Genomic DNA, 13,993 nt, shown 5'->3' on the forward strand with positions numbered 1-13,993 from the left:
GTGGCATTGCCCGGAAAATCAATAACCTGTGCATTGCTTGTCTAATGGCAGCTGCAGCCGAACAGAAACGGCTTATTGATGACCGTATGGTCAAGGTAGTAATTGAAAATGAATTTTCTGTATAAAATTATGCCAATGGCCAGGCAGTATAAAAAACTGCCTGGCCAAATAAAGTGAGCAATATTTGCGGCCACTTAATTTGAGCTAAATGTGGTCAATTAGTGTGAGCGGTAACAGCTATGGTTGATAAGATAATAAATAGAAAAAATCCAAAACCAAAAGCATATTGTTTAACAGTTTCATTAAATTCAAATAAAGCACCACTTTTTGATATTGTTTTTACTATGCTTTTTTGTAAATCTTCATCATGTTTACTTAAAAAATCGATTATATCATCTAAGTTTGCTATTGAATTTTCATCAAAAAGTTGATTAAAAGCGTCATAATCTAAATATTCAAATCTATTTTCTTTGTTCTGACTATTTGACATTGTACTAATCCCCCTTTTTATTGTCTAGCAAAATATAAAATTACAATAAACAAGATAATAATCTCAATAGCTAAATATGTAAATATTTTTGCAATTGTGTTCTTTGCTTCTTTTAAAGCTTTGGCTATATATTTTTCTGCAAGTTCATTTGAAAAAAATTCATAAAGTTCTTTTCTGTTTTCTTTCAATAAATCATGGCCACAATGCGGACACTTCATTTTTCCAACCCCTTTCATAATTTAAGAATGAAAAACTTTCTTAAATTCAATTTAATGGGAAAATAGTAATAATCAATATTTTTACTTTATTGTCAATAGCGGATTTAAATTGACCCATTTTCAACGGTTTTAAATTGACCCACCCTGGCTTTTTTTAAAATTAAGCTTTGACATGTGGATTCCCGTAGAGACCGGTTTTTAACCTGTCCTTTAAGCAGTAGCTGTTCCCCCTTATGTTGATTATATGGCATGGTGTAATAGCCTATCCAACACTGCAGTGGCAAGCACCGGATCTCCCATGAGCTCTCCCCATTCCCCAAAACCCTTGTTGCTGGTGAGGATGATGCTCCCCTTCTCATACCGGGCACTTATTAGCTGGAAAAAGAGGTTTGAGCCAAGGCCATCTAAAGGGAGATAGCCCACTTCGTCGATAACAAGGAGCTTGGGCCTAAGGTAGATCCTCATTCGCCTTTCCAACCGGCTTTCTTTATGGGCTGTTTTAAGGTCTTCAATTAGCCTGGAAAGGCTTGTAAAGTAGACTGATATGCCCTGGGATAGAGCTTCTATAGCAAGGGCTACGGCAAGGTGCGTCTTCCCTACTCCAGGCGGCCCAAGGAATATTACGTTTTCTGCCCGGTGGACAAAGGCCATTGTGGCAAGCTCTTTTATCAGTTTTTCATCGATACTGGGCTGGAAGGTAAAGTCAAATTCCTTAAGGGTCTTTTTATACGGAAGCCGGGCGAGTTTTGACCTTACCTCGACATTTCGCCTTTGCCTTTCGGCAAGTTCAGTTTCAAGCAGGTCATTTAAGAAATCAAGATACGTGCTGTTTTCCCGCTGGGCCCTTTCCAGGAGGGCGTCAAGAAAAGCTGCTGCGCTTAAAAGCCCAAGTTCTTCAAGGTAGGACCGAGCTTTTTCAAAGTCTATCATACTGTGCCCACCTCCAGGAGGCTTTCGTAAACCCCCAGAGGACGCTTCTCAACTTCCAGGGAAGATAACTTGATCGCCCTCGGCCTGGGATAAAACATGCCCTCGGCTTCTTTTAGACCCTTATACTGGTCTTTGAGGAAAACGGTGCTCCTTGAGCGGTAATGCTTTTCGTGGACAGCTATCACCTTCCCATCATAGAGGATTTCGATTTTACCGTTTTTGTCCCTTACAACCACCTCTTTTCCGCTATACTGCCAGGGAACACCGTATCTTACGCCGTCAAAGCTCAAAAAGCCGTCTTTGTGGACTTTCCTTGCTTCTTCCAGGAATTTTTGGTATCTGTCAGAGGAAGGCAGTGGTTTGAGGTTTTCTTCCTTCAGGCGGTCAATAGGCCTTTCCCCGGTAGTACCGTGTATTCTCCTGTTTTTCTTTTCCCACCACACTATTGCATGGCGGTTTAAATCACCGTATAGTCTACGAACTTCCTACCCGGCAAGAAGTTACCTTTGACAAAATCTATGCCGCTTTCTACCTTTGCAGTGGTATCAGGAGGGATATTTCGCCAGGGGGTGGGTCATTTCCTTTTCGTTGCTCCTGGGTCAATTATATACCGGCGGTGACACGGAACCTACTTTCAAAAATCGCTATGATTTGACTTTATACTGAAAACTTAAGATAATTTACATTATAATAAGTACTTGTAGATTTACTTTTTTCTCCTTCTATATATAGGTGTGCTTTTATTTTAATATCTTTTTTAGTTCATCAATTTTAAGCCAAGGTCTTTTCCTGTGAAGCATTCTATGACAGTTTGAACAGACTAAAACTAAATCAGCTAATTTTGTATTTCTTTTTCCTCTATACTCAGAAATTGGAACAGTATGGTGAACTTCAATAAAGCCCTTTCCTAAATCCCCATATTTTTCAAAAAAATCAAATCCACATACCCAACACTTTAAAGCTCCATTTTTTAAAGCATCTTCCTTTAGTCTTTTTACTAATGTATAACTTCGCTCATAATATTTATGAAGCTTATATAAAATTTTGCCTTCCGGAAACTCTTCTTCTGCATCTATTTCCTCCATACTTTCAATTTTTATCATTATATTTTGGTCTTGCAAACTATCTATTATAGTTTGAGCTATACTTCTTAAATAATCAATATTATTACTATACTCATTCCATATTTTTTCATCTAACTTCCCACCATTTGCCAAGCCTTTACCAGGGTAATTAGGATCCAAACGCAAAAAATTACATAATTTCATGTAAACAGAATTTGGAGTTCTGCTAATATTCTTCTTTTTGTTAATGGGAAGTTGATTTAAAATATTAGCTAATTTTTTTATTTCTGGGTGATTATTACTTAATTTGTTTGGATTATTCCTGAAATATAAATCTAAGGCTAATATAAGTTCCTCATTTTCCCATGTATTAATTTTTTTCATATCCCTTTTACCTCTCTTAACTAAAATAATAATGAAATATATGCTTACAAGCCGATTTATTCAAACAAGCTTTAAAGTATTATATAGAAAAATAAATTCAAAAGAGGTGAAAAGCACATGCCTGATTTAGATTCCAATTTTATAAGTGATAACTTGAAAAAATTTTTAGAAAAGGTCCTATTATATCGTTTTACAAGAAACATAGATAAGATACTAGCAGCCAATAACATATCCCATGAAAAATTAAGTATTTACACTGGAAGAAAAGACAACTGGTTTAATAGAACATTTAATAAATTAGAAGACATGAAAATTACTTCTTTTATTTTATTGATTTCAGCGATTTCGACAATTTTAAATGAAATGGGAATAAGTGAAAAAAAGATAAATGATCAAATAAAACTTGATTCAATAATTGATAGTGAAATGTTGAATATTGCAAAAGTATTAATAGAACTTAGGCAAGATGAGTTAGAACAATTGCTCGAATATAATAATGACTTAATATCTTTTTTTGAAAGTCTAAAATTTTATTTTAAATCCATCAATGACAATTTAACTCCTAATGAAATAGATGCTTATAATTACATTTTAACTTTAAAAAGGAGCGATAATCAATGAAAGAAAGAAAAGTCTGGTTCATTACACGTCCTGAACGCGATCCTAAATTTCATCGAGAAGCACTTTTAGCTTTAATAGAAGCAACTGACGGATTAAAAATTCAATGGCAAAAAAATCGTGAAGCGCATATTAATTACGAAAAAGTCTTAATTGCAAAGGGATTAAAGCGCAACAATATAAGTAATGACGGCTCTGGTGGGCGCACCTGGGCTGCAATGTTAAAAACTTTTGCTTATGTTTATACTGATGATAATGGTTATCTACATTTAACCAAAGTAGGAGAAAAAATCAGAGATGGCATAAAAGTAAAAGAGAATATTATTAAACAAATTCTAACTCTCCAAATTCCTAATGCCTACTTTCTTGAACCTGGTTTTCGCCCAAAATTTGAGTCCGGCTTTAGAATTAGACCGGCACGGTTTTTAATTAAGCTTACAAATCAGAAAGAATTGGATTATTACTTAACTAAAGAAGAAATAACATTTTTTGCTATGACCGCAAAAAATGATAATGAACTGCCTGAGATAACTAAAAAAATTTTGCATTTTAGAAAAGCTGATGATAATGAAAAACAAATTATCAAGCAAGAAATAGCAGAAAAATATGATCACCGCGAACGTTCTGATAAAGGTGCTCGAGATTTTGAGCTTGCTCACGGAGATGTCGCTCACACTTTCATGCTTTTATGTGAATATACTGAACTTGTTGAATACTTCAGAGGAGAAGCTTTACGAATAAATCCTAAAAAATCCAAAGATGTATCTAAAGAAATAGAATATTACGATGAAAGATACCCATTTAATACACGCTATCTCATTTCGCTTCAGAGAATGGCTCAGAGTAATGGATTAGATGTTGACAGTTATAAAGCCAGCAAATATGGGAAAATCAAACCTGCAGGAAATAAATTAAAAACAGAAAATAAAATAAGACAACTACTTGCAAACTATCCGTCTTTAAGTGAGTTGACCTTCAGTGAACTGAAAAGTATTCTTGAAAAAGAATTAACATCAAAAGAAGCAGAAGAATATGCTCATTCAATCAAAGAATTTGCTCCTAAAACATTAAATAGTGATTTTGTAGAAAGCTATTTAAATGAATATGATAACAGAGCTTTTGAAGATAAAACAGGAAATATATTTAGAGCATTAGGCTTTGAAGTAATTATGCGTCCTCGAGTTAATTCTGCAGAAACTGAAATTGAAATACTTCTTACCTATAATGGCAAGTATTGCGGTATAATTGATGCTAAAAATTATCACACAAAATTTACCTTAACTGCTCAACTAAGTTCACACATGGCATCTGAATATATTCCAAATTATGACGGCTATCAAGGTAAAAGGTTAATGTTTTTTGGCTACGTAACAGCTTCCGATTGGGGAGGAGAAAAAAACCTTAAACAAATAACAGCAAAAGCAAAAAAATTTATCTCAGATAGAGAAATAAAGGGAATCATAATAAGCGCCAAAGCTTTGTTAGGATTTTTGGATTATTGTATTGAAAATAATATTCCCGAAGAAGAACGAATTAAAATGTTTTTAAAAATTATCGATAATAAAGCTTATTCATCATTTGAAGAAATTTTAAGTTATTTGTAGGAAATCTTAAAATTACACTGTGAATAAAAAGCATTTATGGGGTGGTGCCGCCCCATAAATGCTTTGGGTTGATTTGAGTTGTGCTAAAAAGTCAGCTATATACAAAGTCAAACAACGATTGATAATAATCACCTTTATTTTCTTCAACATACGGATAAGACTCCCCTGCAAAAGTTTTTAAAACTGCTTCGAAAATAATTTTTGAAGCCTTGGGAGGAACAGCCATGCCAATTTGCTTTCTAACTTGTTCCTTGGGTCCCAAAAACTCAAAGTAATCAGGAAAAGTTTGAAGTCTTGCTCTTTCTCTGTTCGTTAGGGCACGAGGCTCAGTCCAGTGGTAAACATGGGTACCTCCTCCTCCGGAACCTGTTATTGTATATGCAGGCTCGTCAGGGTGAAGTCTTCTATATATTTGACTTAATTTTGCTCCTTTCACATTTAATCGAAGTTCCAAAGGTACTTCTTCGCACCATGCATTCTTCCCAGGCGGAATATGTTTTAACAATTCAATAACTTTAGGACTATGTTTAGTTTTTTCTTGATTCGGTGCATCCTCGGGAATATTTTCGAGAGCTTTTTTTGCACTAATATAATTACCTTTATGTGTAGGTGCAGGAACTTTAAATTTTAAACCTAAATCTTTTCTTATACCAACTATAATAATTCTGTGCCTTCGCTGCGGCACACCATATTCTTCAAACTTATATAAGTGAATTGTTAATTCATATTGTTTTTCATTAGTTCCTGCCTTTTCTAGTTCATTCAAAATTTTAGTAAAAGCATATCCCTCATTTGCACTTTTTAGTCCGCTTACATTCTCAGCAACAAAAAACAGCGGTCTGTGAATTTTTAATACTTTAACTCCATATGAATAAAGAGGTCCATAATTACCATTTAAACCTCTTTGCTCCCCAACAATGCTAAAGTCATTACAGGGAAATCCAAATGCAAAAGCATCAATTTGCGGAAGATCTTCTATTTTCAATTCTCTAACATCACCCCAGATAACAATTTCAGGTTTTTCTGGACAAATATTTTTTCTGAATGTTTCACAAGCCCAATAATCAATATCATTTGCCCACACATGTTCAATTCTATAATCCTTAACTTTAGCTTCTTTTGCTCCTAAAGCTAACCCGCCAGCTCCGCAAAAAAGTTCCCCCATTTTAAATATCAAGTACAATCACCATCCTTTCTGTTAAAATAACTGCATTTAGATGCTAAGACACATGCATCGCATGCGGGATTTTTTGGTTTACAGACAATTTTAGGAAAATCTAAAAGGGCATAATTAAACTCTTTTACATTTTTTTCAGGTAATAAGCTTGCTGTAAATTCCCAAATTTTTTTATCATCTCGAATCCTTTGCTTAGTAGAGACAAAGTTAAAATACCGACATATTAGCCGGATTACATTTGTATCAACAATTGGAACGCTCATGTTAAATGAAAAGCAAAGAACAGCATTGCTAATATAATCCCCAACTCCCGGAAGTTCCATTAAGTCCTTTTTGTTACTTGGAATTTGTCCTTCAAATTTTTCATTTAGGATTTTTACAATTTTTTTTAACTGCAAAGCTTTAGTTTTACTTAATCCATATGGCTTTAATAAATTTTCAAGTTCATCTGTAGAAACAGCTAATAAAGCACTAACATTGGGAATTTTCTTTAAAGTTTTTAAAATTATATTACTTACCTTCTCAGAGTTTGTTTTTCGTAAAAGTATTTCCGAAATTAATATTTGAAAAGGATCCTTAAATTCTCTCCAAGGATACCAAATTAAATTTTTCTCAGACCACTCCAAGATATTTTTTGTAAAAAAGTCTGCTTTCATCCTATCCAGTAAGCACCACCTGACTAAAGAAGGATTTAATCAAAAATTAAAGTTTAGCCATAATTTGGTGCTTAAACCAAGCTTTTTTTGCATATACTCAGGACAAAAAGCTCAAATAACAGAAAATAACTCGAAAAAGTTTTTCTGTATAATCCGCCGTATTTGATGAAGCAAGTAATAAATTTTTCTTCGATTTTTCTTAACTTATATTATTTCGACTTGTTTTCTTTTCTTCCTTCCTAATTCATAAACTTTCAGTTTTCCCGCTTATAACCCAAAAAATTAGCTTTTTCTCTATCAATTCTTTATCATACAGTAACCTTGCAGGAATGGGAAGAACAAAATTTACCTGCATCGGTGAAATCAACATCACCCTTCCGTACTCCTTCAGCGGCAGGTACTTAATTCTTTCGGTATTGCCTCTCAAAGAAATCACTGGAAGTTCCCAATCCTCATAATACCATTTCAAGACAAATCGCGCTTATAAATTTTTAGTTTCAGGTTTGATTTTCAAATAAAAAAGGAGCCTCAGCTTTACTGAGACACCTGTCCTGCAAAATTTTTAAATTTCCTTAACTCTGCCTGCAATAAGGAGGTTTGGGATAAATTATCTTTAAAGGCTGTGAAAGTAAAGGATTAGCTATAATCATTTCGCCTGGCTGCAATCTCGTTGAACTACCCGTTTTACGGGGGGTCATGATTCTCTACTACCGCTAGGATAACGAAAAACAAGCTTCCAGTCTATAAGTTCCCTGTCTAACAAAAGCCTTGCCGGAACAGGCAGGCTAAAGTCTAACGGCTTCGGAGAAATTATCACTACCCTGCCTAAATGCCTTAACGGCAGGTATTTTATTTTTTCAGGATTACTCCGCACTGTCAGTACGTATAATTCCCGGTCGTTGTAGTGCCAGAATGCGTCTGCCGGAGATTGTGCCGGAAGTACCGGAGACTGCGACACCAGTGCAAGCTGAAGCAGGGTTATTCTTTTTAAAAGGCTTTCCACTTCTTCTTTTACGGACAGGGAGTACACGTTCAGGGTACACTCCCTGCCGACCAGCTTGTGGCGGATTATCACTCCCATGTCCGCAAGCTTTTTAAGTTTTTTCCTGCCTTTGTCCGGATTTTCCCAGAGGTGCTGGAGCTGAAAGGACGCTCCAGCACCAAAGGTTTTTATCAGGCTTATTGCCTCTGCTTCCTCACGGGTAAGCCAGTTCGGCTCCCGCAGAGTTCTCGGTATGGTGAAAAGTTTATATCCCTGCTCCAGCGAAAGGGGGCTTACATAGCCTTCCGGGACACTACCCGCAGGGCTTTCCCGGAGATCTTCCTTTCTGCGTGGTCTATCTTCGTAATTAACACCGCTACCGTGTCCCCGATATTTGCCGTCCCTGCTTTCAAATGATTGCACAGCACGCTCACCCCCGGTTCAAGTTCTACAAAGATGCCGAAACTTGCTATTCCCGTTACCTTCCCGGCGTATATCCCGCCTTTCTGATACTTTTTGCTTGCTTCCTGCCACGGGCTGGCTTTAAGAGCTTTAATTGAGGCTATCAGCCGCTTGTTTTCCTTGTCCAGCTTAATTACCTTTGCCTCTATTTCGTCGCCCGGCTTGGCAACCTGACTGGTATGCTCTATCCAGCCGTGAGACGCTTCCTGCTTGGGAATTACTACCTCCACTCCCCGGTATTCGCCAACTATCCGGTTGGGGGTGGTACGACGGACAATTACCTCAATCTTTGCTCCCTCAAAAATGTTTTCCCAGAGCCGTTTTGCCTGTCTTTCCATTGCCTGCTTTCTGGATGCTACGAAATACCCTGCATTGGTGTTGATGGCATACACTACTCCTGAAATCTTTTGACCCAGAAACCGAAGCATTTCCCGCTCGATTTCCCTTTCATTCTGACCTTCTACTCCTGCCTCGTAGTAAGGCACGTAGCCTTTAATCTTGTCGCTTGCCCTCGTGGATACCGTCCAGCAGAGAACGGGTTCTTCACCTTCTTTCACTGCAAAGTGTTCAAGACCTGTTACAGTCAGGTCAATCACAGACTGGTTTTGACGTGACGAATAAATCTCAAGCACTTTGGACACCTCCTGAAATTTTTTGGATTTGTTGAATTAAACAAAAATCTGTCAAGATATTTTTGACTGCATTGTTACACCTCCCGTATAGACAGAATGAGAAGATACTGCTACAATAAAAGCGAAAAGGCGGGTGGCCGCCCGCCTCTTCTTAAAAATCCCTTTTTCTTTTTTAACTTCGGGCTATCGCTGTACAGGCGATAGCCTTTTCTATGTTCTTCACTCCCCCGCCTTTTCCTTTCCTGCCTGTCCTGCTCCCGCTTCTTGCGGCATACTGTTTTGCCTGTACCTGCGAAGGTGTGAAGAGGGCTAAAATCTCCGCACGATTTCTCGAATTCAGGATTTTCATTATAGTTCGCATTGTTTCCTTTCTCTCAAACCTTTCAAGTTCCTCAAGGCTTATTACCCTTCTCCTGCCAAGCACTATGTCTTCAACAGTTGCCTCGCTTGCCGTGATGCCTGCCTTTTTTACCGCCTGCACCGCGTTCTCAATCATTTCATTTAAAAGCTTATCCGGGACATTGTTCGCAGGATACTGCTTTATATCTTCTAAAATTTCATACGCTGTTATGGCTTCCCTGGAAGGCACGTAGACGTAGGTGAGCGTTCGCTGTCTCTGGAAGGTCTGTTCTATTATGCCGGCTATGTTGCCGACTGCGGATTTAGGGGGGCTTTGGAGAAGACGCTGGTTTATCAATTTCTGGGCTTCCGCTACGCTTGATACTTCAACATTTTCAACTACCGCACAGTAGAACTTTCTAAGGTATTCGTTCCTGTCTTTCATCTCTAAAGCCAGCCTGATGTGAAACTTGTTAATCTTCTTCGCCTGCCTCAAATACTCAAGGATGCTTCTCATGCACCTGTAGGTGTAGGCATGGTACTTCTGCCTCACGTACCATTTCTTCGTCCCGAATTCCCTGTCAAGCTTCCGCTTGTATTTCTTTTTCTGCCGGTCTTCAAGCAGTTCCCTTACCTCTTTCCAACGACCTCTGTTCACTTCCGCTTTCACACTGTCGAATATATGTTCGTCCATAATTTGACGAAGTTCGTTGGGCTTTACCCCATTGCATCACTCCCCTCGATAAATCTTCATTTTAGAAATTAACATAAAATCGTGTCATTGTCAATTATTTTAGTGTAATTTTTGTTATTATTTTTGTTATTTGCCATAAATTTTATTGCAATATTCCCATTATTATATGTTATATGAGCTTTCTAAAATAAATCATTTACACTTTATAAATGCAAGTGTCACAAAAAAACTAACCCTCACCTTTGCGGTGAGGGTTAAACTGCTGGTAAGGTTTACTAACTATTTTTGGGGTTTAAGTTTTTCTTGTTGGCGCAAACTGCCTGTTTATAGCATAATGACGCTTTTGAAATTTGTCAAGCACCTGCAAGACTGCCGCATTTGACGATTTCCCGGAAGGAATTTCGGGTTTTCCCGCTTGGTTTTTATAAACAATATGCCTCCCAATTTATTGGGAAAAGCACTTCCCACTTTTCCGTTACAAATGATGAACCAAAAAGTTCTAAATTCACTCCGGGGAGTTGTTGCGTGCTTTCTCTCTCTTGCCGATTTTCTTCAAAAAGCCGACTATCTTAATTAATCCTTCTGCCGCTGCTTTTATTCGTTCAAAGGCAATCACAAAGACTACTGCAAAAAACAGCACTTTTGTAACATAAAATGAAATTGGATCGATAAACATCACCGTCCTTCTAAAACTTCGGTTTTGCCGTTATTGATTTTTATCTTTTCGTGAAATTTCCTCTAATTCCTCCTGCCACAAATAAAAATAACCGGCTTTTCGGCGGGTTCAATACCAGAAACCATCATCAACCTCTAAATGCGGTTTCGCTCCCTGCTGTGCCCGTTCCTGCTGTTCGGGTTGCTCCTGCATCTGCTTTTCTTCCCGCTCCCCTTGCTCTGATTGTTCCAGTCTTTTCGCCCAGCCGGGAATGTACCGGGATATCGGCTCCGGCTTTAACTCCTTCGCCCACGGGTGGCAGGTATAGTCCAGCTTCTTCAACCGGGCAGGTTTTGAATGTGCCGTTATGACTATCTGTTCGTCCCTGGGAAGACGTAAAAGTTCGGATAACTGCATCAGTTCTCTTTGAGCAGGGGTTTTCGTTGTCCTGCCGAGGTCGAAGATCTTGCCCCGCTCCGTTGCTATGCTTTCGGTTTCTATCGTGCCGTAGCCGAGGATCTTTTCAATGTAGTCGGCGGTTAACTTGTCCTTCGCACCAAGCACCACCCACGTGTCGCAGTCGCCCAGTATCGTCTCCCAGCCGTTGCCCGGATAGTAGTCCCTTAACTGCCCGATATTCTGGAAGACTATCGAACAGCCGATACCCCTTGAACGCATCGTGGAGAGTTTTTTAGTGAAATCCGGGATGTGGCCGATGTTGCAGAATTCATCCAAGAGGAAGTTCACCGGCACATCTAACTCTTTTCCCATACTGTCTGCAAGTCTTACCAGTTTGATGAACAGGAAGCTGAAAAACAGGGATGCTAAAAAGTCAAAGGTGCTGTCGGTGTCGGATAAGATGCAGAAGTAGGCACATTTCTCTTTGCCCGGGAGTTCCAAGTCTATGTCGCTTGTTGCGGTTAGTCTCTGGACTAATTTGTTCTGGAATACCTGCAGGCGTGAACCAAGGCCGATGATTACGCCGGAACGCACCGTGCCAGAGGTTTCGCAGAAAATGTTCCACGGAAGTTTGGCCGGATGGTCGGCAGGAAGTCCGTCAAAACAGGTGGACAGGGTTTCAAAGTTGCCGGAAGCCAGCAGGTGGTACAGTGAGCCAAGGTTTTTCTCTTCATCCGGAAGTTCGTTTACGACGTACAAAGCCAGTGCCTTCAAGAGGTTCATCTCTGCCCTGTCCCAGAACGGATCTCCGCCCTTTCTTCCGGGTACTGCCGTGTTGGCTATAACCACTTCGGCAAACTGTTGAGCGTCTATGTCGCTTTTTACTACGGACAGCGGATTCCACCTGTCAGAGTTCAGCATTGACACGAGATTAAATATGCGGACGGTATAGCCTTTTTCTTCAAACCAGCTTTTGAAATCCCTGGCAAGCTCACCTTTAGGGTCGGTTACGATTACTGACCAGCCGGATTTTACTGCATGGAAAAGATTATTGCGAATGTAGCCCCTTGATTTCCCCGTTCCCGGCGGGCCGAAGATGGCGACGTTTCTGTTGTCTATCGGCTTCAGCGGAAGCACCACGGGTTTTAGCTGCCAGAACTGCTTTATCCCGCCGAGAAGGATGCCGGAGGTTTCGTAGTCGAACTTGAACATCCTTGCCATTTCGGAAAAGGTAAGCCAGCTTGATGTTCCCTTGTCCGGACGGTTTACGAATTTGGGAGTTGCAAGGGAATTTATCCTGCCGGATTTAAGCAGGTAGGCAAAGGCTATGATTAATACTGCGGTGTTGAACAAAAGCCAAAGGCCTATTGGAAAGTGGGATGCTCCCACGAAGCCTTTCAGGAGCTCCCAGACGGCAAGAAAGGGGTTCTTGATTAATCCTGCCGGGTAAGATAAGTCGGGATTGAGCATATTCCCGGACTTGAAAGCAGTCTGGGTTGCCTGAAAGTAGGCGGATAAACTGCCTAAAAGCCAAGCATCAAGGATAAAAGCAAGGAGGATAGCTAATGTAAGGGACATTAGACCACCCTCCCTAAAACTTTGTCAAGGCTGAATGTGTAGACCGGTAACTCCGGAAACTGCTCCTGATAGTAGTTTCTCTGCTGTTCCAAGCAGAGAACGGCGTTTGAACGGGAAGAAACCGCTCCCGAAAATATTTTGACGTGGCTTTTTAAAGTGTTCAGCTTCGCAAGGTCGCTGGTTGCAAGAAACCAGAGGTCAATCTTCCTGCCGTCCTGAATTATCGTGAAGTCTGCCTGCGGGTTTTCGCCAACTATGATGCTACCAAACAGCTCCCTGCCAAGCTGTTGCACCATTTCGGGGTTAAGAAATGGAAGCAACTGCACGCCGTTGGGGTATGGAAGAACGTGAAGCTCATTCATGCCACGGTTCTTGTCGCCAAACATCTTGATTGCTAATGGCGATTTACAGAAAACTATTGCCCTGATGTATCCTGCGTCGCTTAATTTCTCCATCTCAAGCTTTACCGTGTCAACATATTTCTCCTTCGGTTTGGCCGGCAGGACGTAGGTTAGGTATATCCTGTCTTTGTTTTTTAAAAGTCCGTTAAACTTGCTGGTAGGCGAAAAGGTAGTGTCTTTCTCCTTTACTTCAAAAGACGGTATCCATTCCCAACCTAATGGCAAACCACGAAATTTTATATCCAGTTCTGCACTCAATACCCTGCGTTCAATTTGCTTTATGTCCCCCAGTCTGGTTTGTTCGTTTATTCCTGCAATTTCCCTGCCTTTTTGAGTAAGACGCAGGTATTTCGATTTGATTTTGCTGATATAACCGTGCTCCTCAAGCACCAGTATCCTGCGATAATGGTAATAAGACGTCCCAAAAAACTCTTTCGCTTGGTCTAACGTGATGTATCCATACCTGCCGATGAATTGCAGAAACTTTATATCACGTTCACGTAAATGATGCCTGCCCGGCATTTTTTCACCTCCTGCGAAACTAACAAACTGAAGTTTTAAGGTACCAAAAGGTTTGTTTTCAGTTTACCTGCACTTTTAAGGCTCTATCCTCAGTTTATTCTTTATATTTTTCAACTAATAATTAAAGTCCTGATTTTCAAGGAGTTGAAGTTTTAAAAAGTGTAAAATAAAAGTGTGTTTGTGTAACC

Annotated in this window: 13 protein-coding genes and 2 pseudogenes; 2 read left to right on the plus strand and 13 right to left on the minus strand. The window is 39.4% G+C overall.

Going from position 1 to position 13,993, the window contains the following annotated elements:
- Window positions 1-214: 214 nt before the first annotated feature.
- The 5 genes and pseudogenes from CARFE_RS0108415 to CARFE_RS0108435 all read right to left on the minus strand — a co-directional run bounded on the left by CARFE_RS0108415 (window position 215) and on the right by CARFE_RS0108435 (window position 3,086).
- Window positions 215-490 (minus strand): hypothetical protein, encoded by a 276-nt coding sequence (locus CARFE_RS0108415; protein WP_028052434.1) that lies wholly within the window; start codon window positions 488-490, stop codon window positions 215-217.
- Between the two features lie 17 nt (window positions 491-507).
- Window positions 508-708, minus strand: coding sequence for a hypothetical protein (locus CARFE_RS0108420; RefSeq protein ID WP_028052435.1), 201 nt, complete (start codon window positions 706-708; stop codon window positions 508-510).
- 160 nt (window positions 709-868) lie between these two features.
- Window positions 869-1,638, minus strand: a pseudogene (istB, locus tag CARFE_RS14765) (IS21-like element ISChy4 family helper ATPase IstB).
- A pseudogene (locus CARFE_RS14770) lies at window positions 1,635-2,188 on the minus strand (Mu transposase domain-containing protein); the annotation flags it as partial. The pseudogenes CARFE_RS14770 and istB, both read right to left, overlap by 4 nt.
- A gap of 190 nt (window positions 2,189-2,378) precedes the next feature.
- Window positions 2,379-3,086, minus strand: coding sequence for an HNH endonuclease (locus CARFE_RS0108435; RefSeq protein WP_028052436.1), 708 nt, complete (start codon window positions 3,084-3,086; stop codon window positions 2,379-2,381).
- 117 nt (window positions 3,087-3,203) lie between these two features.
- On the opposite strand from CARFE_RS0108435, the gene CARFE_RS0108440 reads away from it, so the two are divergent.
- Entirely contained in the window at window positions 3,204-3,707 is a 504-nt protein-coding gene (locus CARFE_RS0108440) for a hypothetical protein (RefSeq protein WP_028052437.1), read from the plus strand.
- A complete protein-coding gene (locus CARFE_RS0108445; protein ID WP_028052438.1) occupies window positions 3,704-5,308 on the plus strand; it encodes an AlwI family type II restriction endonuclease in 1,605 nt (534 codons plus the stop codon). Before CARFE_RS0108440 ends, CARFE_RS0108445 begins: the two co-directional genes overlap by 4 nt.
- A gap of 91 nt (window positions 5,309-5,399) precedes the next feature.
- On the opposite strand, the gene CARFE_RS0108450 is transcribed toward CARFE_RS0108445, so the two are convergent.
- The 8 genes from CARFE_RS0108450 to CARFE_RS0108490 form a co-directional block, all read right to left on the minus strand.
- Window positions 5,400-6,485, minus strand: a complete 1,086-nt coding sequence (locus tag CARFE_RS0108450; RefSeq protein WP_028052439.1) for a DNA cytosine methyltransferase — start codon at window positions 6,483-6,485, stop codon at window positions 5,400-5,402.
- The gene (locus CARFE_RS0108455; RefSeq protein WP_028052440.1) at window positions 6,482-7,141 is read right to left on the minus strand and encodes an endonuclease III domain-containing protein; all 660 of its coding nucleotides are present in this window, start codon (window positions 7,139-7,141) and stop codon (window positions 6,482-6,484) included. The genes CARFE_RS0108450 and CARFE_RS0108455 overlap by 4 nt, the downstream gene beginning before the upstream one ends.
- A gap of 244 nt (window positions 7,142-7,385) precedes the next feature.
- Window positions 7,386-7,577 carry a hypothetical protein gene (locus tag CARFE_RS0108460; RefSeq protein ID WP_028052441.1) on the minus strand — a complete coding sequence of 64 codons (192 nt, stop codon included), beginning with the start codon at window positions 7,575-7,577 and terminating at the stop codon, window positions 7,386-7,388.
- An 839-nt stretch (window positions 7,578-8,416) separates the two neighbouring features.
- Window positions 8,417-9,217 (minus strand): S1 RNA-binding domain-containing protein, encoded by an 801-nt coding sequence (locus CARFE_RS0108470; protein ID WP_028052443.1) that lies wholly within the window; start codon window positions 9,215-9,217, stop codon window positions 8,417-8,419.
- Between the two features lie 172 nt (window positions 9,218-9,389).
- A complete protein-coding gene (locus tag CARFE_RS0108475) occupies window positions 9,390-10,214 on the minus strand; it encodes a hypothetical protein (protein WP_154652745.1) in 825 nt (274 codons plus the stop codon).
- Window positions 10,215-10,755: 541 nt separating this feature from the next.
- Window positions 10,756-10,926 carry a hypothetical protein gene (locus tag CARFE_RS16370; RefSeq protein WP_162830802.1) on the minus strand — a complete coding sequence of 57 codons (171 nt, stop codon included), beginning with the start codon at window positions 10,924-10,926 and terminating at the stop codon, window positions 10,756-10,758.
- Window positions 10,927-11,034: 108 nt separating this feature from the next.
- Window positions 11,035-12,882, minus strand: coding sequence for a VirD4-like conjugal transfer protein, CD1115 family (locus tag CARFE_RS14775; protein ID WP_051250242.1), 1,848 nt, complete (start codon window positions 12,880-12,882; stop codon window positions 11,035-11,037).
- Entirely contained in the window at window positions 12,882-13,805 is a 924-nt protein-coding gene (locus CARFE_RS0108490; RefSeq protein ID WP_028052445.1) for a hypothetical protein, read from the minus strand. Before CARFE_RS0108490 ends, CARFE_RS14775 begins: the two co-directional genes overlap by 1 nt.
- Between the last annotated feature and the right edge of the window lie 188 nt (window positions 13,806-13,993).

The sequence above is a fragment of the Carboxydothermus ferrireducens DSM 11255 genome (assembly GCF_000427565.1).
In the GTDB taxonomy this organism is placed as follows: Bacteria; Bacillota; Z-2901; order Carboxydothermales; family Carboxydothermaceae; genus Carboxydothermus; species Carboxydothermus hydrogenoformans.

Bases quoted from the DNA above. Each gene is read 5' to 3' on its own strand.
- CARFE_RS0108415 (WP_028052434.1), bottom strand. From the start codon at position 490: ATGTCAAATAGTCAGAACAAAGAAAATAGATTTGAATATTTAGATTAT.
- CARFE_RS0108420 (WP_028052435.1), bottom strand. From the start codon at position 708: ATGAAGTGTCCGCATTGTGGCCATGATTTATTGAAAGAAAACAGAAAA.
- CARFE_RS0108435 (WP_028052436.1), bottom strand. From the start codon at position 3,086: ATGAAAAAAATTAATACATGGGAAAATGAGGAACTTATATTAGCCTTA.
- CARFE_RS0108440 (WP_028052437.1), top strand. From the start codon at position 3,204: ATGCCTGATTTAGATTCCAATTTTATAAGTGATAACTTGAAAAAATTT.
- CARFE_RS0108445 (WP_028052438.1), top strand. From the start codon at position 3,704: ATGAAAGAAAGAAAAGTCTGGTTCATTACACGTCCTGAACGCGATCCT.
- CARFE_RS0108455 (WP_028052440.1), bottom strand. From the start codon at position 7,141: ATGAAAGCAGACTTTTTTACAAAAAATATCTTGGAGTGGTCTGAGAAA.
- CARFE_RS16370 (WP_162830802.1), bottom strand. From the start codon at position 10,926: ATGTTTATCGATCCAATTTCATTTTATGTTACAAAAGTGCTGTTTTTT.
- CARFE_RS14775 (WP_051250242.1), bottom strand. From the start codon at position 12,882: ATGTCCCTTACATTAGCTATCCTCCTTGCTTTTATCCTTGATGCTTGG.
- CARFE_RS0108490 (WP_028052445.1), bottom strand. From the start codon at position 13,805: ATGCCGGGCAGGCATCATTTACGTGAACGTGATATAAAGTTTCTGCAA.